The sequence below is a fragment of the Fictibacillus phosphorivorans genome, assembly GCF_001619875.1.
GTDB lineage: Bacteria > Bacillota > Bacilli > Bacillales > Fictibacillaceae > Fictibacillus > Fictibacillus phosphorivorans_B.
Genome location: NZ_LRFC01000001.1, coordinates 643,852 through 664,438 on the forward strand (window position 1 = coordinate 643,852; position 20,587 = coordinate 664,438).

At 40.0% G+C, this 20,587-nt stretch carries 21 protein-coding genes; 18 read left to right on the top strand and 3 right to left on the bottom strand.

The features are described 5' to 3' along the window. The first annotated feature begins 47 nt into the window (after positions 1-47). The 3 genes from AWM68_RS03310 to AWM68_RS03315 all read left to right on the top strand — a co-directional run bounded on the left by AWM68_RS03310 (position 48) and on the right by AWM68_RS03315 (position 2,611). A complete protein-coding gene (locus AWM68_RS03310; RefSeq protein ID WP_066236805.1) occupies positions 48-1,052 on the top strand; it encodes a S8 family peptidase in 1,005 nt (334 codons plus the stop codon). Positions 1,053-1,091: 39 nt separating this feature from the next. Beyond that, positions 1,092-1,259, top strand: coding sequence for a hypothetical protein (locus AWM68_RS21245; protein ID WP_156488286.1), 168 nt, complete (start codon positions 1,092-1,094; stop codon positions 1,257-1,259). 257 nt (positions 1,260-1,516) lie between these two features. Further along, entirely contained in the window at positions 1,517-2,611 is a 1,095-nt protein-coding gene (locus tag AWM68_RS03315; RefSeq protein ID WP_066236807.1) for an MBL fold metallo-hydrolase, read from the top strand. A 57-nt stretch (positions 2,612-2,668) separates the two neighbouring features. Here AWM68_RS03315 and AWM68_RS03320 read toward each other — a convergent pair whose 3' ends face one another. Beyond that, positions 2,669-3,175 carry a cupin domain-containing protein gene (locus AWM68_RS03320; protein ID WP_066236809.1) on the bottom strand — a complete coding sequence of 169 codons (507 nt, stop codon included), beginning with the start codon at positions 3,173-3,175 and terminating at the stop codon, positions 2,669-2,671. A 427-nt stretch (positions 3,176-3,602) separates the two neighbouring features. Here AWM68_RS03320 and AWM68_RS03325 point away from each other — a divergent pair, with 427 nt between their 5' ends. From AWM68_RS03325 to AWM68_RS03340, 4 genes are all read left to right on the top strand, one after another. Then, positions 3,603-4,178, top strand: coding sequence for a thioredoxin family protein (locus tag AWM68_RS03325; RefSeq protein WP_066236810.1), 576 nt, complete (start codon positions 3,603-3,605; stop codon positions 4,176-4,178). A 69-nt stretch (positions 4,179-4,247) separates the two neighbouring features. After that, a complete protein-coding gene (locus tag AWM68_RS03330) occupies positions 4,248-5,168 on the top strand; it encodes a CobW family GTP-binding protein (protein WP_066236813.1) in 921 nt (306 codons plus the stop codon). A gap of 246 nt (positions 5,169-5,414) precedes the next feature. Continuing rightward, positions 5,415-6,026 carry a hypothetical protein gene (locus AWM68_RS03335; RefSeq protein ID WP_066236814.1) on the top strand — a complete coding sequence of 204 codons (612 nt, stop codon included), beginning with the start codon at positions 5,415-5,417 and terminating at the stop codon, positions 6,024-6,026. Positions 6,027-6,034: 8 nt separating this feature from the next. Further along, positions 6,035-6,604, top strand: coding sequence for a hypothetical protein (locus tag AWM68_RS03340; protein ID WP_066236817.1), 570 nt, complete (start codon positions 6,035-6,037; stop codon positions 6,602-6,604). Positions 6,605-6,667: 63 nt separating this feature from the next. Here the strand turns inward: AWM68_RS03340 and AWM68_RS03345 are convergent, their stop codons facing one another. Next, positions 6,668-7,348 (bottom strand): haloacid dehalogenase type II, encoded by a 681-nt coding sequence (locus AWM68_RS03345; protein WP_066236819.1) that lies wholly within the window; start codon positions 7,346-7,348, stop codon positions 6,668-6,670. A gap of 125 nt (positions 7,349-7,473) precedes the next feature. Between AWM68_RS03345 and AWM68_RS03350 the strand changes: the two genes are divergently transcribed. The 10 genes from AWM68_RS03350 to AWM68_RS03395 all read left to right on the top strand — a co-directional run bounded on the left by AWM68_RS03350 (position 7,474) and on the right by AWM68_RS03395 (position 18,410). Next, a complete protein-coding gene (locus AWM68_RS03350; protein ID WP_066236822.1) occupies positions 7,474-7,812 on the top strand; it encodes a LapA family protein in 339 nt (112 codons plus the stop codon). A gap of 438 nt (positions 7,813-8,250) precedes the next feature. Beyond that, complete coding sequence (locus AWM68_RS03355; protein WP_066236824.1) at positions 8,251-9,267, top strand: LacI family DNA-binding transcriptional regulator; 1,017 nt, start codon at positions 8,251-8,253, stop codon at positions 9,265-9,267. Positions 9,268-9,339: 72 nt separating this feature from the next. Continuing rightward, positions 9,340-11,430, top strand: coding sequence for an amylo-alpha-1,6-glucosidase (locus tag AWM68_RS03360; RefSeq protein ID WP_066236828.1), 2,091 nt, complete (start codon positions 9,340-9,342; stop codon positions 11,428-11,430). A gap of 42 nt (positions 11,431-11,472) precedes the next feature. Continuing rightward, positions 11,473-12,726, top strand: a complete 1,254-nt coding sequence (locus AWM68_RS03365; RefSeq protein ID WP_066236829.1) for an ABC transporter substrate-binding protein — start codon at positions 11,473-11,475, stop codon at positions 12,724-12,726. 29 nt (positions 12,727-12,755) lie between these two features. Then, entirely contained in the window at positions 12,756-13,646 is an 891-nt protein-coding gene (locus AWM68_RS03370) for a carbohydrate ABC transporter permease (RefSeq protein ID WP_066237471.1), read from the top strand. Between the two features lie 12 nt (positions 13,647-13,658). Then, positions 13,659-14,483: a carbohydrate ABC transporter permease gene (locus AWM68_RS03375; RefSeq protein WP_066236831.1), complete on the top strand. Its 825-nt coding sequence runs from the start codon at positions 13,659-13,661 to the stop codon at positions 14,481-14,483. Positions 14,484-14,739: 256 nt separating this feature from the next. Next, on the top strand, positions 14,740-15,756 hold the full coding sequence (locus AWM68_RS03380) for a phosphotransferase enzyme family protein (RefSeq protein WP_066236832.1): 1,017 nt from the start codon (positions 14,740-14,742) through the stop codon (positions 15,754-15,756). Between the two features lie 122 nt (positions 15,757-15,878). Then, positions 15,879-16,481, top strand: coding sequence for a biotin transporter BioY (locus tag AWM68_RS03385; RefSeq protein ID WP_066236834.1), 603 nt, complete (start codon positions 15,879-15,881; stop codon positions 16,479-16,481). A 15-nt stretch (positions 16,482-16,496) separates the two neighbouring features. Further along, complete coding sequence (gene bioB, locus AWM68_RS03390) at positions 16,497-17,483, top strand: biotin synthase BioB (RefSeq protein WP_066236836.1); 987 nt, start codon at positions 16,497-16,499, stop codon at positions 17,481-17,483. 129 nt (positions 17,484-17,612) lie between these two features. Then, a complete protein-coding gene (locus AWM68_RS03395) occupies positions 17,613-18,410 on the top strand; it encodes a mechanosensitive ion channel family protein (protein WP_066237474.1) in 798 nt (265 codons plus the stop codon). A 150-nt stretch (positions 18,411-18,560) separates the two neighbouring features. On the opposite strand, the gene AWM68_RS03400 is transcribed toward AWM68_RS03395, so the two are convergent. Further along, positions 18,561-20,054, bottom strand: a complete 1,494-nt coding sequence (locus tag AWM68_RS03400) for a potassium/proton antiporter (protein WP_066236838.1) — start codon at positions 20,052-20,054, stop codon at positions 18,561-18,563. A gap of 255 nt (positions 20,055-20,309) precedes the next feature. On the opposite strand from AWM68_RS03400, the gene AWM68_RS20955 reads away from it, so the two are divergent. Further along, entirely contained in the window at positions 20,310-20,474 is a 165-nt protein-coding gene (locus AWM68_RS20955) for a Fur-regulated basic protein FbpA (RefSeq protein WP_231868358.1), read from the top strand. The last annotated feature ends 113 nt before the right edge of the window (positions 20,475-20,587 follow it).

The following is a 20,587-nucleotide window of genomic DNA, read 5'->3' on the forward strand; positions in this document are numbered from 1 at the left end:
ACTCAACATGATGAATCCTATTTTTTAATTAAAAGGAGGTAAGAATCATGAGTGAAATTTGTTTAATTCCCTTTGTACTTGAAGAAGTAATAGAAGAATCCAAAGAGGAAATTCCATACGGAGTCGAGATGATCAACGCCCCAGCTTTTTGGCGGGAAGGAGAGAAAGGCCAAAGTGTTGTTGTCGCGGTACTCGATACGGGATGTGACACGAGCCACCCAGAGTTAGTGAACCGTATTGCTGGCGGCCGTAATTTTGTAGATGGAGATGAAAATGATTATCGTGATGCACATTATCACGGAACACATGTTGCAGGTACGATCGCTGCCACTTTAAATAATGCTGGAGTAGCAGGCGTAGCTCCAGATGTGAAGCTTCTGATCTGCCGGGTTCTTGGTAAGGATGGAGGGGGAACGTATAAGGGGATCATTGATGCTATCAATTATTCCGTAAATTGGCGAGGAGAGAACGGTGAACGAGTGCGTGTCATCTCCATGTCCCTAGGTGGTCCAACGGATGTTCCAGAACTTCATGAAGCCGTTCAACGAGCGGTATTAAATGATGTACTTGTAGTCTGTGCGGCTGGAAATGAGGGGGACAACAAAGAAGATACGAACGAACATGCTTATCCTGGAGCTTATAAAGAAGTAGTACAGGTTGGAGCAGTTGATTCGAAAATGAAACTTGCTCCGTTTTCAAACACAAATGATGAGATTGATCTTGTGGCCCCGGGAGTAGATGTTGTTTCAACATACCCTGGAAATAAATACGCAAAGCTATCTGGAACATCGATGGCTACTCCACACGTTTCAGGAGCAGCCGCATTGCTTATTGAACGCGAGGAAAAATTGTTTGGCCGTGAGCTTAGTGAAGCTGAGGTATATGCACAATTAGTAAAAAATACGTTAAGCATAGGATTGACAAAAAAAGCAGAAGGAAATGGACTGCTAGTCTTGAATGCACAAGAAAAAGCAGTGTGTGATGAGGAGACGCTAAGAGTAATGAGAACTCCTATCGAAACGGCTGCAGCCAAAGAGCCAGAATCATCATAAAATTGCCCCGTTTCTTAGGAAGAAAGGGCGTGTTTGGGGATGGCGTATAAAATTATTGCCCTTCTAATCAGCTTTGCGACACTGTGTGTCAGAATTTACGAAGAAATGAGAAGGCGTGCGAAAAACCAAGCAAAAAAAGCAGAGCTGGAAAAGAAGAAGCGAAAACGTAAAAAAGTTACAAAGAAAAAGGAAAAGGAAAGTGCTTAAATGAATATGAGTAATGAAAGCTGATCTCCCGGACAAGAGTAAGTCTGGGTGGATCAGCTTTTTGTTGTCAACTCTAGGAAAATAGAGTGGAAACTGATGAGGTAGACGTAAATGTTGGGTATTGTGCTAGATGAATTTGTGTAGACTTGCCGATATAAAAGAAAAGGTATTTTTCAGACCACTCCTTAAAACTTGCTATAAAGTCAACAGAAGGAGTAGTATATTTACACCTAGTTACATAAGAGAGGATCCTATCTATGCTCGTTATAAGTATCTTATTTACAGTAATACTGGCGATTATGTTCTTTATCATTTTTCACCCCGTTTTCGGACAAAAGCCTTCAAAGAATACGATACAGCATTACAAGACAATCCAACATTATTCTAACGGTTCTTTCATGAATCAAATTCCTACTGAAATGGCGACGGATTTCCGTTCGATGCTTCCTGTATTAAAAGAATTTTTAAGGGGCAATCCGAACAGACAGCCTAAAGAAGCTGTTCCTCTCAAGCCATTTCAGCTTTCTGAACAAAGTATTAATACTGAAGCTAAAGTTACATGGTTCGGTCATTCTGCATTTTTACTTGAAATGGACTGTAAACGAATTCTTTTAGATCCGATGTTTGGCAGAGCACCATCACCAGTACCGTGGTTTGGGAACAAACGGTACAGCAAAGACTTGCCTTTTCGGGTTGAGGACTTGCCAGAAATCGATCTTGTAGTATTTTCGCATGATCATTATGATCATCTAGATTATAGTTCAATAAAAAAATTAAAACATAAAGTGAAACAGTTTGTTGTTCCCCTTGGAGTTGCCGGGCATTTAAAAAGATGGGGTGTTGAAAGTGGACGGATCACAGAGTGTAACTGGTGGGATAAAGTAGAAACGGCGGGAATCACTCTTATCTGTACACCTGCCAGACACTTTTCCGGAAGAAGTCTGTCCGACCGAAATGCTACACTGTGGTGTTCTTGGGTTTTAAAAGGCCAGCTTTCGAAAATCTACTTTAGCGGTGATAGCGGATATGGTCCACACTTTAGAGAGATCGGAGAAAATTACGGTCCCTTTGATCTGACTTTGATGGAATGTGGTCAGTATCACGAGAAGTGGGCTGCCATCCACAAGATGCCTGAAGAAACGGTGCAGGCGCATATCGATGTGAGAGGTAAGGTGATGATTCCCATTCACTGGGGTGCTTTTACATTATCACTGCATGATTGGACAGACCCGGTTGAACGAACTTTAATAGCAGCAGATGAACAAGGTGTGGAGGTATGTACTCCAATGATTGGTGAGACAGTCGCCGTCCACTCTAATAATCTGTCCAAACAGAAATGGTGGAGAAAATAAATTTAAAACAACACATAAAAAAGAGTGACCTTTGAGGTCGCTCTTCGCTGTTTTCCATTACTTTTTCCATAAATCCAACAATGGGCCGTCACTGCCGAAAAGAGGATCTGAATCAGGAAGGGGAACGAGCATAATGTCATCTAAGACTTTTGGCCGCTCATCAGGTTCACCTTTTTTTAAGTCATGATCCATTCCGTTTGGATATGCACCCGCCACTTTGAAATCTGTGCTGGATCCGATTAACTTGTGTCCCGTTCCAGCAGGGAGAACGATAACATCACCTTTAGAAACAGTGACCGAAACGCCATCTTTTCCTCCAAGCTTCAGGACAGCTTCACCGCTGATCACCCCAAGAACTTCATGTGTATTGCTGTGATAATGATGATAATCAAACACACCATTTTTCCAGCCGTTCTTCCAGCCGTTCTGCTCAAATACGTGCAAAGTATCTTGTGGTTCTTTTAACTGACCGACATACAACAAAACTGGCCATGAAGGATGATTCGGAATTTGTCCATCGTCCGTAAAGAACAACGTTTTCACATCTTCACTTAACATTTTCATATCCGTATGTTTCCTCCCCCCGTTTTTCGTATCCATTCCCTTATTTTTATGAAAAGAAACCTGTCAACTTTCTAAAAAACAGACAAAGTGAAATGAAAATAAAAGTAAAATTGCGAAATAGCTCATTTTATGACGAAAACTTATGTGTTCAAAAAAGTTTTCTTTTGTGTAAAAAGAGGTAATAAGTATGTACCGAGTTATAAATGTTAGCGAAAGGTGGAAATCAGTATGAAGTACAAAGCGAAGGACTGGCTCCGGTTAACGCCGAATGAGAGATACCTGCTTTTGTTCGCTGTTTCCCAACTCCAGAAAAAACTTAGAGCAGGTTAAAAGGAACCAAAAAAATATATTTAAGCCGTTTTCATTGCCACAACTCCCCCTTGTTTGGTTAAAATAAGAATAGATGATAAACAGGGAGGAACATAGGATGACAGACCTCAATATATGGTTCGATAAAGGCATGACTCGCTATGCATATATAAACTCTATGAAAACACACAAGGAAAACTTGCTTACGATCTACAATTCATTTGTACTGCCAGACCCGATGAAAGATGCGTTGCAAGGTATGCAAAAAAGCCGGTTGCGAGCCATTGTAATAACCGAAGACTGGTGTGGTGATGCGATGTTAAATCTCCCTGTATTTATGCGCATGGCAGATGAAGCGCTTATTGATATTCGTTTTATCTTGCGCGACCAGCATCCAGAACTGATGGATCGTTATTTAACTAACAAAGCAAAATCGATACCTATCATCATATTAATCGATGAAAATGGAAAAGAGATTTTGAAATGGGGACCGCGTGCACCAAAACTTCAGCAGATTGTTGAAGAACGAAAGAAAAAAATACCATCAAAAGATGATCCACGTTATGAAAAAGCATTTAAACATTTTGCAGAGAAAATCTCCAGCTTATTTACAACTGACCATGCTCTATGGGAAGAGGTAAGTTTGGATATTATTAAGAAATTATTAGTTAAGTTAAACGCAAACAGCCTGTAACGATAAACAGGCTGTTTTTTCTTTGTGATAAAATAGAACAATCAATTCCTATTGAGCTTGAGGTGTACGATGAAAAAGAAAACGAATGTAATTATTCTAGCTGGATTTCTAGGCAGTGGAAAAACAACATTGCTTAAGCAGTTGCTAAAATATGAAAAAGCGCACAATCATAAAACGGGTGTATTGATGAATGAACTTGGTACCGTGTCCATTGATTCCGATGCGGTGCCTGGAGATGTGCCGCTAAAAGAACTGCTAAACGGATGCATCTGTTGTTCGTTATCTGATCAGCTTGAAAAGCAGCTTTGGTCACTATGTAAAGAAAATGAATTAGATACGCTGATCATTGAAGCGACGGGTGCTGCGCATCCGATTGATGTTTTAGATGCCTGTTTATCACCGTATTTGTTAGAAGACCTACATGTATCAGGCATTATTTCTATCATGGATGCTACAAGATGGTTAGATCGAGACAAGATGAATGTTCAAGCGAAAATGCTGATGCTCGAACAAATTAAGCATGCAGATTTTATTATTTGGAACAAAACAGGCAGCTTATCTGTTGAACAAAAGAGTGTGCTTGAAAGTGATGCAAAACGATTGAATGATGGAACGCCTTACGTACTAACAGACTATAGCATTGTTGAATTGTCACAGCTCTTCTCACTATCGGTTAAGGAGCGGTCAGAGCATCAACCTGTAACAGCTGAAAAATTAAAGGTGAAAACGTGGATGTATACGTTTCAAGGGCCTGTAAAAAAAGACGTGTTTGAAAATTGGCTGCGTGAGGCACCGTCTTCTATTTATCGGATTAAAGGGTATATCAAATACGAGGATCAGCAGATCTACCTTTTTCAATATTCATACGGATTGCCATCTTATGAAAAAGAGATTATGAAGATGCCGCTTAGACTCGTTTTTATCGGTGAGAATTTAGACGTTGAAACATTAACAAAAGGATTGCAGGACGTTGAGAGAATGAGTAAGTAAGTAAATAGCGAAAAACACTTGGTCCAAATTGAGCCAGGTGTTTTTTATGTCTGTTTTCGTAAATCTATTTATATAAGTGTTCATGAAAAGCAGTACCAATAGATAGCAAGCGACTATGCATACACTTCCTAAAAACAGATTTTTCTTCAAAAGAAGCACCCGCCTATTTTTAAGAACAAGAAGCTAAAATTTTGTGTTACTCTAATATTATCATAATTTTCCAAATATAAATGTAGAGGTGTTTACGTGAAAACTAAAATAATGACTCATGATCACCGGAAAATTCATTCTGATATTTATCGAATGAAACCTGGTCCTGTTTCTGTTCGTAAAATACCAGCAATGCGTTATATCGCACAAGAGATGAATACAGCTTATCGTATGGATTGGGCAGGTCGGCCTGAGCCTATTGATGAAGCTTGGTTGGTTTGGAAAGTTGTGAACCAGCTAAAAAAAATGACGAAAAACAACTTGGATTACAAATTTACACTAATGCCGCATGAAATTCTTTGGCATGAAAAAAAGGGTGAGAACTCACTTGTTACACAAATGATGCAAGTACCGGATTGTATCACCCACGAGATGTTTGATGAAGCACAACTTCATGTAGCCAAAAGCCTGAAAAGGAATCTTCCTAAAATGAACCTCTTACATGCAGAGCCGGTGATGTGTGTGCAAAAGCTGCATGTCGGACATTATCGGGAAACGACTCAAACGTTGAATGAAGTTTTGAATTATGCAGAACAAAGTGGTCATAAGCTAAATAAAAGTCACAGAGAAATCTATTTAACACCTGCAATGATGTGCCATAAACCAGAAACATGGAGAACGGTTGTGAGTGTAGAAATCCATAATTAGGAGCGATCATGAGCATCAGCAAAGTGGAGTTTAAACTTGAAATGAAAGAGGAAAATAAAAGTTTTTCTTTCATCTTAATCGTCATATTTGTCGGGTCGATTTTCAGTTTACTTGTTTTATTGTTTGCGGGTTCTGATCAATCAATGATTTATGCCCAAATAACGGCTAGTGAATGGGGAGAGGCAGAATTACAAAATAATGAACCTATGAAATATCGTTTGTTATCAGATTCAGAAAAGGTCAAGTATGTTGATATTGTTTCAGAGACCAATAAGGGCGACCAACCTACCTATTCTTTTAAGAATAAGGATATGTTTCAGTGGAAGATAACCCGCAATGAGTATGTATACAAGTTTCACTATTACAACATGAAGAACTGTGAAGAATGTCAGAAAGATGTTTGGGTTAGGGTGAGAAAAGAAGAGATCGGATGGGTAGTCCCTCACATTCAGTTTTCTGAAACAATGGCAGAACCTTTGATACATGGTATTGAGAGGGTACAAATCCCAACATCAGAAGATCAAGAAAAAGAGCTGGAAGAGAAAAAGTCGATCATAGTGAAACTTTTTAATTTGTAAATTATTCATACAGATTATTTCTTTACCTCACCTAATAAAACAGAGAACAAATAATAGCAGCCTTCATTGAGAAGACCGCTTTGTTTTATGCTCTAAAAGTTCGGATAGATTTCTGAATTCGAAATCAGGTTTTATACCCAGTAAATCCAAGGGTAGTTTTGCTCGATTAATCCATGCCGTCTTAAAACCATAGGATGCGGCACCGGTTATGTCCCAAAAGTTAGAGCTCATAAAAAGAACTTCATCTCGGTTTACACCAAGCTCTTCATGAGCATACTTGTATGCAGCAGGAGAGGGTTTATATTGTTTGATGTCATCTACAGACAAAACATGTAACAAACCATCTAGTTTTCGCTTCTTTACCAATGGCTGTAGCATGTCATTTGTCCCGTTCGAGTAAATAAGTTGCTTCACATCAGAGTTCTGAAGTTGCTGAAGTGTTTCGTGAACGTCTTCATACGTTTGAAGTTCTAAATAAGCCGTCATTAAATGATCAAGAGCATCTTCATTGCATGGCAGAGATAATTTTTTTAAAGTATATAAAAGAGCGTTGCGCGTGATTTCAGAAAAAGGGATATAACGTTCAGTGAGTTGGTGAAGCATAAAGTACTCCACCTGTTTTTTTCTCCATTCTTCACTGATCTCTTTTCCGTGACCTTTAAAAAGAAATTCTGCTTTTTCAGTTACCGAATGGACATCGAAAAGGGTGCCATATGCATCATAAATATAGGCTTTTATCGTCAAATCTAACACCACCTTGTTAAGAAGGATACCCGAAATCTTGATCGCTCAAATCTAACAATAAAAAAAATTGTACATCAAGTGAATTTCCTGTAATTACGGGAATAGATAACAATGAGGTGATAATAATGAAAATGCAATTGTATCTGTTATTCGGTTTTATCTTTGCATTGATTATTGCAACGTTTGCAGTCATTAATGTTGGTGATGTTGAGATCAACTATCTTTTTGGAACAGCTACATGGCCTTTGGTTCTCGTTATTTTAGGCTCAGCCGTAATCGGCGGTCTATCAGTTGGTTTATTCGGACTGATTAAAGTCATTCAACTGCAGCGTCAAGTTAAAAAGCTGCACCAGATTCACAATGAAAAACAATCGTGGAAAGAAGAGCAAGTGAAAGAAATCTCAACAGAACCATTCGATCAAACAGAAGAAGTTCATCATGAGAAAGTAGAAGAAACGAAGTAGGTTCAATAAAACCTGTGCTGAGTCATCCATTGGCTTATCACAGGTTTTTTATTTTGAACAATTTGTCATTATTACCTATAGAAACAGGTGTATTCTAAGGCCATATCATTAGAGTTTATTATTAAAATTTTTGCATTATTTACCAAAAGTTTATCTATCGTGCGTTTTTTTGTATTTCTTCATATGCCAAGTTGATTGGAGCGCAAGATGCGAGACTCCTGCGGGACAAACGGTCAGGTGAGACCCTTAAGGGCGCAAAGCGGCAAGGGGCGCACCGCCTGCCCCGCGGAAAGCGAGCATCTGGAGCGGAGATCAACCACCCACAAAAAAACCACATTGTATAACAAAAAAGCCTTTTTAAACTTTATACTTGAAAGCGTGTACAAAACACGTTAAGATAACAACTAATCATATCCGAAACGTTTTGGAGGATTTAAAATGGCCACGATTAGAGATGTCGCTAAAAAAGCAGGTGTATCGGTTACAACGGTTTCGAGAGCGTTGAACGGGTACTCTGATGTAAATGAAAAAACAAGAGAACGGATTAAGCAGATTGCACAAGAACTGAGTTACAGTCCTAACTTATTGGCACGAAGTCTTGTGATGAAAAAGACAAAAACCATTGGACTTCTCGTTTCAGGACTTCGGATTGAGGGCAGTAAAGACAACTTTACGTTTGAAGTGTTATGCGGTGTCAATGATTGTGCAGGTGAGCTTGGATATGAGCTCGTTTTGATCAGTACGGATTCAAAAAAACAGCAGGAGAAAACATATAAGCAACTTTGTAAAGAAAGAAAAGTAGAAGGTGTAATCCTGCAAGGAATCAAAACAGATGATCCGTATTTAGATGAAGTATTAAACAGTGAGATCGCATGCATCTTAATTGATGTTCCGATGGAAAGTGATTCCGTTGGATATGTCACAACGGATAATATTGCTGGGGCTAAGACCGCAGTAGAGCATCTGACAAAGCTCGGACACCGCAACATAGGAATGGTCAATGGGCATAGTCAGGCTTTTGTCAGTCAGGAACGATTAGAAGGGTACAAAAAAGCACTAGGGAAAAATGGCATTCGGTTTAACGAAAATTATGTAGTGGACGGTGCTTTCTTAGAGGAAACCGCAGAACAAGTTACAACAAATCTCCTCCAAAAACATCCCGAGATCACAGCGTTATTTTGTGCAAGTGATCTAATGGCGATGGGAGCGATACGTGCAGCAAAGCAGCTTGGGAAAAATCTTCCTGATAATCTATCGATTGTCGGGTTTGATAACATTATTTTATCTTCTTACTGTACACCATCACTATCGACAGTCGCTCAAAATCGTTATCAGCTAGGAGTTGAAGCAACGGTTCTGTTAACAAATATACTAGAAGGGAAGACGGCTGAAAAAAGTAAAGTGCTTCCTACTGAATTTATTAAAAGAGAATCAACAACAGAAAACCACGGATAGTGGTTTTTCATTAGGTCGTGACCGAAAACGTTTTGGAAAATCAAAAATGGAGAGAGCAGGGGGAAACGAACGATGAATTACCGCGTGATTAAAGAGAATGATTTATTTTTTTTAACAGACGATAAAGGCAATATTCCAAGAGAAAATGACTATGGACTCGGTCTATACACGAAAGACACACGTTTTTTAAGCAAGTTTGATGTCAAGATCAATGGACAGGATCCTATTCTTTTATCTTCTTCTGCAGATGAAAATTATATGGCGAAAATTTTGCTGACAAATCCGCATATGGAAGAAAACGGTGAACTGATTTTATGGAGGGAATCCGTTGAAATAGAAAGAAAGCGCTTAATTTATGACGGCGTTTTGTACGAAACACTTCAAGTTAAAAACTATTATCCAAAACCAGTAGAGTTTGAGATTAGTATTCATGTAGACGCTGATTTTACAGATATGTTCATCGTAAGAGGGTTTCAATCAGGAGAAGTTGGAAGCCGTACTGGGGAAGAAGCTACTAAAACATCGTTAAATTATTTTTATAAAGGATCAGATGATGTAGAACGTGCAACAAAAATTCAATGGAATCGAGAAGCCAAATCAGTCAATAAAGATGGAGACATTGCTTTTCAGTTCCAACTCGAACATGGGGAAGCACAGTCTGTAACACTATCTGTTTCTCCTGAAATCAACGGTGAATCAGGAGTTGTGATCCATCCAGAAACAGCACTCCAAAACCTGCACTCTTCATACGAAAAGTGGGGAGCTGATACAACACGAGTGGAGACAGATTATAAGCCGCTTCAACGCTTGGTCGACCGTGGAATTATGGACCTTCGTGTTCTTTTAACAGATATCGGACATGGGTCATTTCCTGTTGCAGGTCTGCCTTGGTTTGGTGTTCCGTTTGGCAGAGACAGCTTGATCGCAGCCCTTCAAATGCTTGCCTTTAATCCTGAAATCGCAAAAGGAACATTGTTAACGATGGCTTCACAGCAAGGAACAAAAGTAGATCCATGGCGTGATGAACAACCAGGTAAAATCATGCACGAAATCCGTTACGGTGAACTTGCAGCAACAAACCAAATTCCATTTACGCCCTATTACGGAACCATTGATGCGACACCGCTCTTTATAGTTCTGTTATCTGAATACACAAAGTGGACAGGTGATTTAACACTTGCAGAACAGCTTTTGCCAAATATTGAAGCTGCACTGAACTGGATCGACGAATATGGAGACCGTGATGGTGATGGTTTTGTAGAGTATCATCAAGAATCGAGCAAGGGAATAGCGAACCAAGGCTGGAAGGACTCAGGTGATTCTATCGTTCATCGAAACGGTGATTATGCTGAAACGCCTATCGCACTTTCTGAAGTTCAAGGGTATGTCTATCAAGCAAAATTAGGTGTTGCAGCCATTTTTGAAGCACAAGGGAAAAGAGAGGAAGCTAATAGACTTCGTGGACAAGCAGATAAATTAAAGAAACGGTATGACGAGAAGTTTTGGATGGAGGATCAACAGTTCCATGCCATTGCGTTAGATAAAGATAAACAGCAAGTAGGTACATTAACAACCAACCCTGGCCATGTGCTTTTTGCTGAGATGCTTGAGGAAGATAAAGCTGAAAAAGTGATGGAAAAGCTTGTGGATCCCGTTTTCTTCTCAGGATATGGAATTCGCACAATGGCTGAAGGAGAGGCAGGTTACAATCCGATGAGTTATCACGACGGAAGCATCTGGCCGCATGATAACAGTATGATTCTGCTTGGGATGAGTAAGCTTAAACACCAGGATGAAGCAAACCTAGTCATTAACGGGTTGATTGAAGCGGCAAATCATTTTGAATATGACAGACTTCCTGAGCTTTTTTGCGGATACGATTCTAAGATCGGACGAGCTGTAAAATATCCCGTAGCCTGTTCACCACAAGCTTGGGCTGCAGGAACGCCGCTTGTATTTATTCAAGCGCTTCTCGGATTGTTTCCTGATAGCTTAAACAAAGTAATCCAACTTTCTCCACAGCTGCTGGAAAATATGAATGTCCTAAAAGTAGAGCGTATCAAGATTGGTGAAGGCTATCTTTCGGTTGATGTTCAGAGAGATGGGTCAAAAACAATGGTAACCATTTTAGAAAATACAACGGGATATGATGTTGTTCAATAATTGAGAGCCTCACTTACTTAGTTGAAGAAGGGAGCTTAAAAAATGAAACGTAAAAAGTGGCTGTCTGCATTTGGGTTATCTTCACTCCTTTTAACAACGATTCTTTCTGGTTGTGGAAATGAAGAAAACAGTAGTTCAGGTAAAACCGAGATCGTTCTTAGCGGATGGGGAGGAAATCCGACAGAGCAAAAGCTATTGAATGAAGTGCTAGCTGACTTTGAAAAAGAGCATCCGCATATCGACGTAAAACTGAATACGATCAGTGATCAATATATGGATGTACTGAAGACTCGTCTAATAGGCGGCACGGCGGCTGATGTATTTTATCTCGATGCATTCGAAGCCCCTGCCTTAATTGAAACGGGTGCTGTTGAACCCCTTAATAAATATGTAACCGAAGATTTTGATCTTGATGATTTTGAAAAACCGATGCTTGACGCATTTAAAAATGACGAAGAGTTATACGGTTTGCCAAAAGATTATTCAACTTTAGCTCTTTTTTATAATAAAAAAATGTTTAAAGAAGCAGGAATCAAAGAGCCTCCTAAGACGTGGGAAGAGATGGAGAAAATCGCAATAAAGCTGACAGATCATGAAAAGCAGGTATATGGACTTGGCATGCTTCCGCAAATCGAGCGAATGTATTATATGGCTGAGTCACGTGGTGGAGAAGTGATCACAGATGGTCGCGCTACGTTTGCAGACGATAAGGTGGTTGACGCTATTCAGCCAGTTGTTGATATGCACGTTAAGGACAAGACGGCAGCTTCACCTTCAGAAGTAGGAGCAGGGCAATCGGCAGGTGAGATGTTCGGAAGAGGTAAAGCGGCAATGGTCATGGAAGGGAACTGGAACATTCCGTTTCTAGAAGATACGTTCCCTGATCTAGACTATGGAACGGCTGAACTGCCGACTGTAAATGGAAAGAAAGGTACGATGTCTTTTACAGTAGGCTACGCGATGAATGCAGAATCCGAGCACAAAAAGGAGTCTTGGGAACTGATTCAATACCTGACCGGAAAAGAAGGCATGGAAAAATGGACAAGTAAAGGTTTTGCTCTACCAACGAGAAAATCAGTTGCAGCAGAGTTGGGATATGATTCAGACGAACTTCGTGGGTCACTCGTTAGCGGCGCAGAGTACGCAACGGTTTGGCAGGACGGTCCAACGTTACCGATTGTCATGAATAACTTTAATAACCAGTTTCTAAGCGCATACTTGGGTGACCGTCCGCTGAAGGAAGCGTTAAAGGATGCTGAAAAACAAGCGAACAGAGAAATAAAAGTTACGGAATAATGCAAAGGAAAGAGGTGAACAACGTGAAGATGTTTTCCAAAAAAGAGAGAAGAGAAGCAGGACAAGGCTATCTTTTCCTGCTTCCTGCACTCCTCGTGTTAGGTGTCTTTGTCATAGCTCCTATCCTGTATGCGGTCTTCCTGTCGTTTCATAAGGTTGAGCTGATCGGCGGGGCGAGCTATGAATTTCGGGGATTGGATAACTTCATGAAAGTAACATTTGATGACCGGGCGATTATTGCATTAAAGAATACGGCGATTTATGTGGCAATCGTTGTGCCGACACAGACTTTTCTAGCGCTAGTCCTGGCATCATCACTCAACGCGGGGCTAAAGGGACAAAAGTTTTTCCGAATCGTCTACTTTTTACCGACACTAACATCCTCAGCTGTACTTACGCTGATTTTTATGTGGATGTACAATCAGAACGGTTTGATCAATTACGTGTTAAAATTCTTGAACTTGCCGACCTATAATTGGATTGGTGACCCGGATGTCGCTTTGATCGCTATCATGATTATGAATATTTGGGCAACGGCTCCGTTTTTTATGGTTATCTATCTGGCAGCTCTTCAAGACATTCCAGACAGCCATTACGAAGCAGCTGAACTGGATGGGGCGGGTCCGATTCAAAAGTTCTGGCACATAACAGTGCCAAACTTACGACCCGTAACATCATTCGTTGTCATTATGGGGCTGATTGGAACATTCCAGCTATTCGACCAATCGTATATATTCTCAGGCGGATCAGGTGGACCAAACAACTCGACCTTGACGGTTGTACTATTAATCTATCAATATGCGTTCAAGACACTTGGTACGATGGGCTATGCAACTGCGATCGCTTTCATGCTTGCCATTATTATCCTTGTCGCTACACTTTTGCAGCGCAAATTTTCAAAAGAAGAATCACTTTACTAAGGAGGGGATACCATGAAAAAACGATCGGCTGGAAGAAAAGCTTTATATGTCATATTGATTGTATACGCGATCATCACCGTTATTCCGTTTTTATGGGCTCTGTCCTCTTCTTTTAAAACACTAGGTGAAATCGTGAGCGGATCGATCAATTTTATACCGAAAGATTTTACGCTTGATAACTACAAACAAATCTTTACGAGAGAACCTTTATTCGGAAGATGGCTGTTTAATAGTTTGTTCATTGCTACAATTGGAACACTGCTGAATTTACTTTTCAACTCCATGGCTGGATACGCGCTCGCAAGACTTAGCTTTCCAGGAAAAAAGAGCATCTTCCTGATGATTTTGGCAGTATTGATGATTCCATTTCAAGTGACGCTTATACCAAACTTCTTAATTCTAAAAGAACTCGGATGGCTAAACTCCTATCAGGGGATGATCATTCCAGGTGCGGTGAACGCGACGTTCATCTTCATGATGAGACAGTTCTTTATCAATTTTCCAAAAGAAGTGGAAGAAGCTGCAGCAATCGATGGACTAGGTCGTTTCGGAACCTTTTTCCGCATCGTATTGCCGCTTGCAAAGCCGGCACTTGCGGCGCAAACGATCTTTGTGTTCATGGCGTTCTGGAACGACTTTATGAGACCGTTAATCATCTTGTCAGATCAAGATATGTTCACGCTGCCGCTCGGATTAAACTCGTTCAAAGGACAATTCATCTCGTTTTGGAACTACATCATGGCAGCATCCATGGTCTTTACACTGCCAATTCTCGTTCTTTACGCATTCTTTAACCGATATTTTGTAAAAGGAATTAAGTTTACAGGAGACAAATAGCATATTTGATGAAAAACTGGCTTTTAGGGATAACGAAACTATCCCTGTGGCCAGTTTTTTTGCGTGAGAAGAATAATTCCACGGTAATCCATTTTTTATCCGCGGTAATTGAATTTTTATCCAAGGTAATTGGAAATAATTCCGCGCATAAAAATATTTAAACGATTTTCGTCAATTGCCGATATTGCCGGAAGGGAGAACAAAGCTTTTTATAGAACTATGAGTAAGGAATGATAAAATAAGAACAGGTGAAAATATGAAGCAGCAGCAACTAAACCATACCGTTCTTAAGAAAGCTGCGGAATGTTATGGTATAACATCAGATGATTTATGTTCGGTTTCAGGAGGGTTTCAAAATAAAGTATTTGTTTATAGTAAAAGCAATCGTAATTACATAATGCGGCTAACACCAAAGAGAAAACGAACGAAAGAGGAGCTGCATGAGGAGATATCTTGGATTCAATTTTTAAAAAGTAGTGGAGTGTCTGTTAGCGGAGCAGTCAAATCAGGTAATCATCTCTTTATTGAAGAAGTTAGTGATTTTTATATCACAGTATTTGAAAAAGCAGAAGGTGGACTTGTAAATCTTCAAAATCCAAATCAGTGGAACAATGATTTTTTTCATCGGTGGGGGAGATTATTGGGGCAGGTTCATCATGCTGGGAGGCAATATAAGGGTATTAAAGGAAATCCAAACAGACTCTATTGGAGTCACGAACAACCCTATAACCATGAACTTTTTAAGAGGCTACCTTCTGATTTATGTAAGAAGAAGTATCATGAATTAATGCAACAAATGATGCGTATGCCTGTCGATAAACATCATTATGGACTGATTCATAACGATTTCCACCAGGGGAACTTTTTTGTGAACGGATGCAATATTACGCTATTTGATTTTGATGACAGTGCTTATTTTTATTATGCGTATGATATAGCTGTTGCCTTTTATCATGCCTATTGGCAGCACACCTCTTTTAACACAAAAGAAGATGAATTTATCACAGAGTTTCTTACTCACTTCTTAAATGGTTATTCGGAGGCAAATAAACTGACACGAAATACGGTAGATCATTTACCTTATTTTCTTAAGCTTCGTGAACTTTTTTTATATGTTCTTTTTTTACAAGTATGGGACATGGACAAACTTGAAGATTGGCAGAGCTACACGATTGAAAACTTACAAAAGAACATTGAGAACAATACGGTGTATGCAGGCTTAGACGATCAACTTCTTCAAAAACTTAAACAGCAAGTTAACAAACCATTCTAGCCAATAGAGTGGTTTCTTTCTCTTTTATATGTTAACTAAAAAATAATTCAAGTTGACGCAAATGAAAACCTTCGATATTCTTAATTTTATAAAGTCCTTATAAACATTTGGAGGTAGTTAAAATGACAGCACGAAAAAACGGTTTAAAGACGATTGACATTACATTGATTGGAATGTTTGTTGCCCTCATGGCAATTGGTGCAAACATTACGACCATCTTTCCGTTCATGGTTGTAGGAGGAGTACCGATTACCTTGCAAACGTTTTTCTGTATCCTTGCCGGGGCACTTTTAGGAAGCAGATTAGGTGCGATCGCAATGAGCGTCTATGTAGTAGTTGGTTTGGTCGGAGCACCGGTGTTCGCCCAGTTTAAAGGTGGTTTTGCGACTGTTGTAAGCCCGACTTTCGGATTTCTATTATCTTTTATTCTAGTAGCCTATGTAACAGGACTAATCATTGAGAAGAATGGCGGTAAGGTGTCTTATGTAGTCGCAACACTAGTTGGTACTGCGATCAACTATGCAGTAGGGACAAACTTGATGTTCATGGCGTATAAAATGTGGGCAGATGCACCAGAAGGGTTCACCTATTCCATGGCTTGGGCATGGATGATGGTTCCGCTGCCAAAAGATATTATTCTAGGAGTCTGTGCTGGCATGCTTGCTCCTCGTATAAACCTTGCACGTAAAAAGTCAATGTCACATCACACAAGACACGCATCATAATAAGGAGGACATACGATGATTTGGAGTGCACTCGCTGAAAAGGTATTGAACGGAGAAGAACTCTCAAACGAAGAAGCTCTTTCTGTTTTAGAATGTCCAGATGAAGATCTGCTCTTGTTGCTCCACGGTGCGTATCAAATTCGAAAACATTATTACGGAAATCTAGTAAAACTTAATATGATCATCAATACAAAATCAGGTGCATGCCCAGAAAATTGTGGGTATTGCTCGCAATCTATCGTATCAACCGCTCCGATCGAGACGTATAGGATGATGGATAAAGACGAGATGGTGAAAGGTGCTGAGACAGCATACAACCTAAATGTCGGAACCTACTGTATCGTTGCGAGCGGACGAGGACCAACAAACCGCGATGTGGATAGAGTAGTAGAGGCTGTTAAAGAGATCAAAGATACATACGGATTAAAAGTTTGTGCATGCCTCGGCATCTTGAAGCCAGAACAGGCAGCTCGTTTAAAAGAAGCAGGTGTTGACCGCTACAATCACAACCTAAACACTTCTGCGCGCAATCACGAGAATATTACGACATCACATACATATGACGATCGAGTCAACACGGTAAATGTTGTAAAAGAAAGCGGCATCTCGCCTTGTTCGGGTGTTATCGTCGGCATGAAAGAAACGAAGCAGGATGTCATCGATATGGCAAGAAGTCTTAAAGTGTTAGATGCGGATTCAATTCCAGTGAACTTTTTGCATGCAATCGATGGAACTCCGCTTGAGGGTACAGACGAGTTGGATCCACGATACTGCTTAAAGGTTCTGGCGTTATTCCGTTATATTAATCCTTCAAAAGAAATTCGTATTTCAGGGGGACGCGAAGTGAATTTAAGAAGTTTGCAGCCACTTGGACTTTATGCCGCAAACTCCATATTTGTAGGAGATTATCTTACGACTGCTGGACAAGAATCAACAGAAGACCATCAGATGCTGGAAGATATGGGCTTTAAAATCGACCGTTCACCTGTTATGGCGCCATAATTTTTGGTTTAAGATTGAAAAGACGCTCCAAGCTTTGTACAATAGATACTATTCTATCGTACATAGTGGGAGTGGTTTTTTTTGGATAAATGGGGAAAATGGTTTGAAAAAATAAATTGGGCTGAGCTGATGCTTTCAGTTGGCTTATGGGCTGCAAAATTTTTACTGATTATCGTTATGTTTATAGTGATTCGCTCCATCGGCAGACGTGTGATCAACCGTATGTTTGATAAAGCGGCTTCGCACCGAAAAATGTCTACGGGCCGTATCATTACACTGCAAAAGCTTGTCGTGAACCTATTCTCTTACGTTCTGATCTTTGTTTTTGCAGGTATTCTGTTTAAGCAGTTCGGTTTAGAGATTGGGACCCTGATTGCGGGTGCCGGGGTTGTTGGCTTAGCAATCGGTTTTGGAGCACAAGGATTAGTTAGTGATGTTGTAACGGGATTCTTTATTCTGCTCGAAAAGCAGATGGAAGTAGGGGACTATGTAACAATTGGAGGTGTGGATGGAATCGTAGAGGAAGTGGGATTACGAACAACGCACATACGTGCATTTGATGGTACCCTTTCCTACATGCCAAACCGTGAGATCAGTACGATCGCCAACCATTCACGTGGTAACATGCGTGCACTTGTTGATATTAGCATCGCTTATGAGGAGAACATTGATAAAGCAATCGTCGTACTTCAGGAAGCTTGTGACAAAGTCAAAGAAAAAATGCCTAGCATTATGGAAGGACCGAATGTGCTGGGTGTTCAGACGCTCGGTTCATCAGATGTTGTAATCCGTGTGATTTCAAAAACAATTAACGGTGAACAGTGGGCTGTTGAACGCGAATTACGTAAGGCAATGAAAGAAGCACTGGATGCGAATGGCATTGAAATTCCATATCCTCACCAAGTGAATGTGGAAAAAGGAGCATAATAAAGGAAAAGCCGGGGATTATTGTCCCCGGCTTTTATTGTGGCTTATGAAATTCCGTGATTTAAGATGTTTTTTCCGTGATATGTCGTGTTTTTTCCTTGATTCACACAAGTTTTTCCGTGATGCATGTCATTTTTCCCGTGATCATCTTCACATCGACGAATTTTTTTCCACGTTTTGTTCAGATAAGTAATCTGTTAGCTTCTTCAGTTTATTTTTATTAGCCATGATATAGAGGATGTCATGAGCAAATATCTTTGTTTTACCAGTTGGTGTAATCAGTTCATCTCCTCTAATCATGGCACTTATAATGGACTCTTTCGGAAAGGTCAGCTCTTCAAGTGATTGTCCAATAATCTTCGCGTTATCAGGAACGAAGAATTCCACAATCTCCGCGTTTGCTTTCCCGATCGAAACTAGCTCCAAGACATGCGGTGATGTTGGTTTTTCTTTTTCTGTTAATTTTAGTTTTTGAGCCACCCATGGGATGGTAGAACCTTGAATTAAAGCAGAAGTAAGAACAACGAAAAACACAAGATTAAACAATAATTGACTGTTTTCAACACCTGCGATCAATGGGAATGTTGCGAGTACGATCGGAACTGCTCCTCTCAGTCCTGACCAAGAGATAAAGAGCTTTTCCTTTGTTGTAAAAGAAGAGAAATACATGCTTAAAAAGACACCGATCGGACGCGCGACCACAATGAGAACAACAGATATAATTAAACCTTTTATCATAATTCCAACATGAAACAATTCACTAGGGAAAACGAGAAGACCTAGGATAGCGAACATTAGGATCTGCATCATCCACGCAAAGCCTTCGTTAAATCGAACGATTGAGTTCCGATAGGTTAAATGGTTGTTCCCCATAAGAACGGCTGCTACATAGACTGCCAATAATCCACTCGCACCAGCAAGCATCGTCACACCGTATGATAGGATCGCAAACGATAAAGCGAATACGGGATAAAGGCCGCTTGATTCGAGCTGTATACGGTTAATCGCATATACAGCCAGCTTACCGAAAAGATAACCAAAGACAATTCCCATTCCCATCTGCCAAAAGAAAGAGAAGATAAGGCCAGGAATTGATGTTGAATCTTTTGTGAGTAATTCAATAAATGTGATCGTTAAAAATACTGCCATCGGGTCATTGGAGCCAGATTCTGCTTCAAGAGTCGATGAGAGTTTCTCCTTAACATTCTTTCCGGTTAAAACAGAGAATACAGCTGCAGCATCAGTTGAACCGACGATTGACCCGAAAAGAAACGCTTCGAGCCAGTTGACATCTAGCAGAAATTTTACAGCTACTGCTACAACTGCTGTGGTAAGAAATACACCGAACGTAGCGAGGGAAAGAGAAGGGTACAAAATGGGCTTAACATTGCTCCATTTCGTCTGTAATCCACCTTCGAACAAAATAATAATAAGTGCGAGTACTCCGACCAGCTGGGTAAGGTGCGGGTCATCAAAATAAATGAAATTAAGGCCATCACTTCCGACTAGCATTCCGATGCCTATGAATAAAACAAGGGCAGGCAGACCAAACCGAGAAGAGAACTTCGTGGTTATGACGCCTAAAAGCAGAAGGATTGCGAGTAATAAAATAAAATAATCTACGTTAAGACCACCTTCGAACATATCAGCTCTCCTTTTCGTTATGATGTTGATGTCATTGTCATCATTACTGATGAATTCTGTTACAGTATCGACGACAATTTATGTCTTGAAACAATTGACAATTTAACCAAAAGCGGGTAATGTTGACGTGAGATAAAAGTTACCAATTCACATCACCATAAACAATTTTAGAACATAAACTAATGTTGAAAAAGTTTTTTCTCCATCATTTACGGGTAAGTAGAATGTTGAAGAGATTTACAGGAGGGATTGAACGTGTCAGCGGACCATCAAAAAAGAGAAAATTTAATAGCTGATCTATTGCTACATAACATCTATAAGACAGCAGATGGACGTCATTTATACGAGCTTTCTTTGCAGGATCTTGAACAACAATTTAAGGATTTACTTTCCCCGCCTGCACAAGAAGAAGCAACTTAAATATGTAGTGTGATACAACACAAACTGGCTAAATAGCCAGTTTTTTTATTTTGGCTTTACTCATTTCATACGATTAGCAGCCAAAAAAGTTTCATAAATCATACGTTTTTCTT

Excerpts from the sequence above, each read along its gene's own strand:
- AWM68_RS03310 (WP_066236805.1), top strand. The coding sequence starts at position 48 with ATGAGTGAAATTTGTTTAATTCCCTTTGTACTTGAAGAAGTAATAGAA.
- AWM68_RS21245 (WP_156488286.1), top strand. The coding sequence starts at position 1,092 with ATGGCGTATAAAATTATTGCCCTTCTAATCAGCTTTGCGACACTGTGT.
- AWM68_RS03315 (WP_066236807.1), top strand. The coding sequence starts at position 1,517 with ATGCTCGTTATAAGTATCTTATTTACAGTAATACTGGCGATTATGTTC.
- AWM68_RS03320 (WP_066236809.1), bottom strand. The coding sequence starts at position 3,175 with ATGAAAATGTTAAGTGAAGATGTGAAAACGTTGTTCTTTACGGACGAT.
- AWM68_RS03325 (WP_066236810.1), top strand. The coding sequence starts at position 3,603 with ATGACAGACCTCAATATATGGTTCGATAAAGGCATGACTCGCTATGCA.
- AWM68_RS03330 (WP_066236813.1), top strand. The coding sequence starts at position 4,248 with ATGAAAAAGAAAACGAATGTAATTATTCTAGCTGGATTTCTAGGCAGT.
- AWM68_RS03340 (WP_066236817.1), top strand. The coding sequence starts at position 6,035 with ATGAGCATCAGCAAAGTGGAGTTTAAACTTGAAATGAAAGAGGAAAAT.
- AWM68_RS03350 (WP_066236822.1), top strand. The coding sequence starts at position 7,474 with ATGAAAATGCAATTGTATCTGTTATTCGGTTTTATCTTTGCATTGATT.
- AWM68_RS03355 (WP_066236824.1), top strand. The coding sequence starts at position 8,251 with ATGGCCACGATTAGAGATGTCGCTAAAAAAGCAGGTGTATCGGTTACA.
- AWM68_RS03360 (WP_066236828.1), top strand. The coding sequence starts at position 9,340 with ATGAATTACCGCGTGATTAAAGAGAATGATTTATTTTTTTTAACAGAC.
- AWM68_RS03365 (WP_066236829.1), top strand. The coding sequence starts at position 11,473 with ATGAAACGTAAAAAGTGGCTGTCTGCATTTGGGTTATCTTCACTCCTT.
- AWM68_RS03370 (WP_066237471.1), top strand. The coding sequence starts at position 12,756 with ATGTTTTCCAAAAAAGAGAGAAGAGAAGCAGGACAAGGCTATCTTTTC.
- AWM68_RS03375 (WP_066236831.1), top strand. The coding sequence starts at position 13,659 with ATGAAAAAACGATCGGCTGGAAGAAAAGCTTTATATGTCATATTGATT.
- AWM68_RS03380 (WP_066236832.1), top strand. The coding sequence starts at position 14,740 with ATGAAGCAGCAGCAACTAAACCATACCGTTCTTAAGAAAGCTGCGGAA.
- AWM68_RS03385 (WP_066236834.1), top strand. The coding sequence starts at position 15,879 with ATGACAGCACGAAAAAACGGTTTAAAGACGATTGACATTACATTGATT.
- bioB (WP_066236836.1), top strand. The coding sequence starts at position 16,497 with ATGATTTGGAGTGCACTCGCTGAAAAGGTATTGAACGGAGAAGAACTC.
- AWM68_RS03395 (WP_066237474.1), top strand. The coding sequence starts at position 17,613 with ATGCTTTCAGTTGGCTTATGGGCTGCAAAATTTTTACTGATTATCGTT.
- AWM68_RS03400 (WP_066236838.1), bottom strand. The coding sequence starts at position 20,054 with ATGTTCGAAGGTGGTCTTAACGTAGATTATTTTATTTTATTACTCGCA.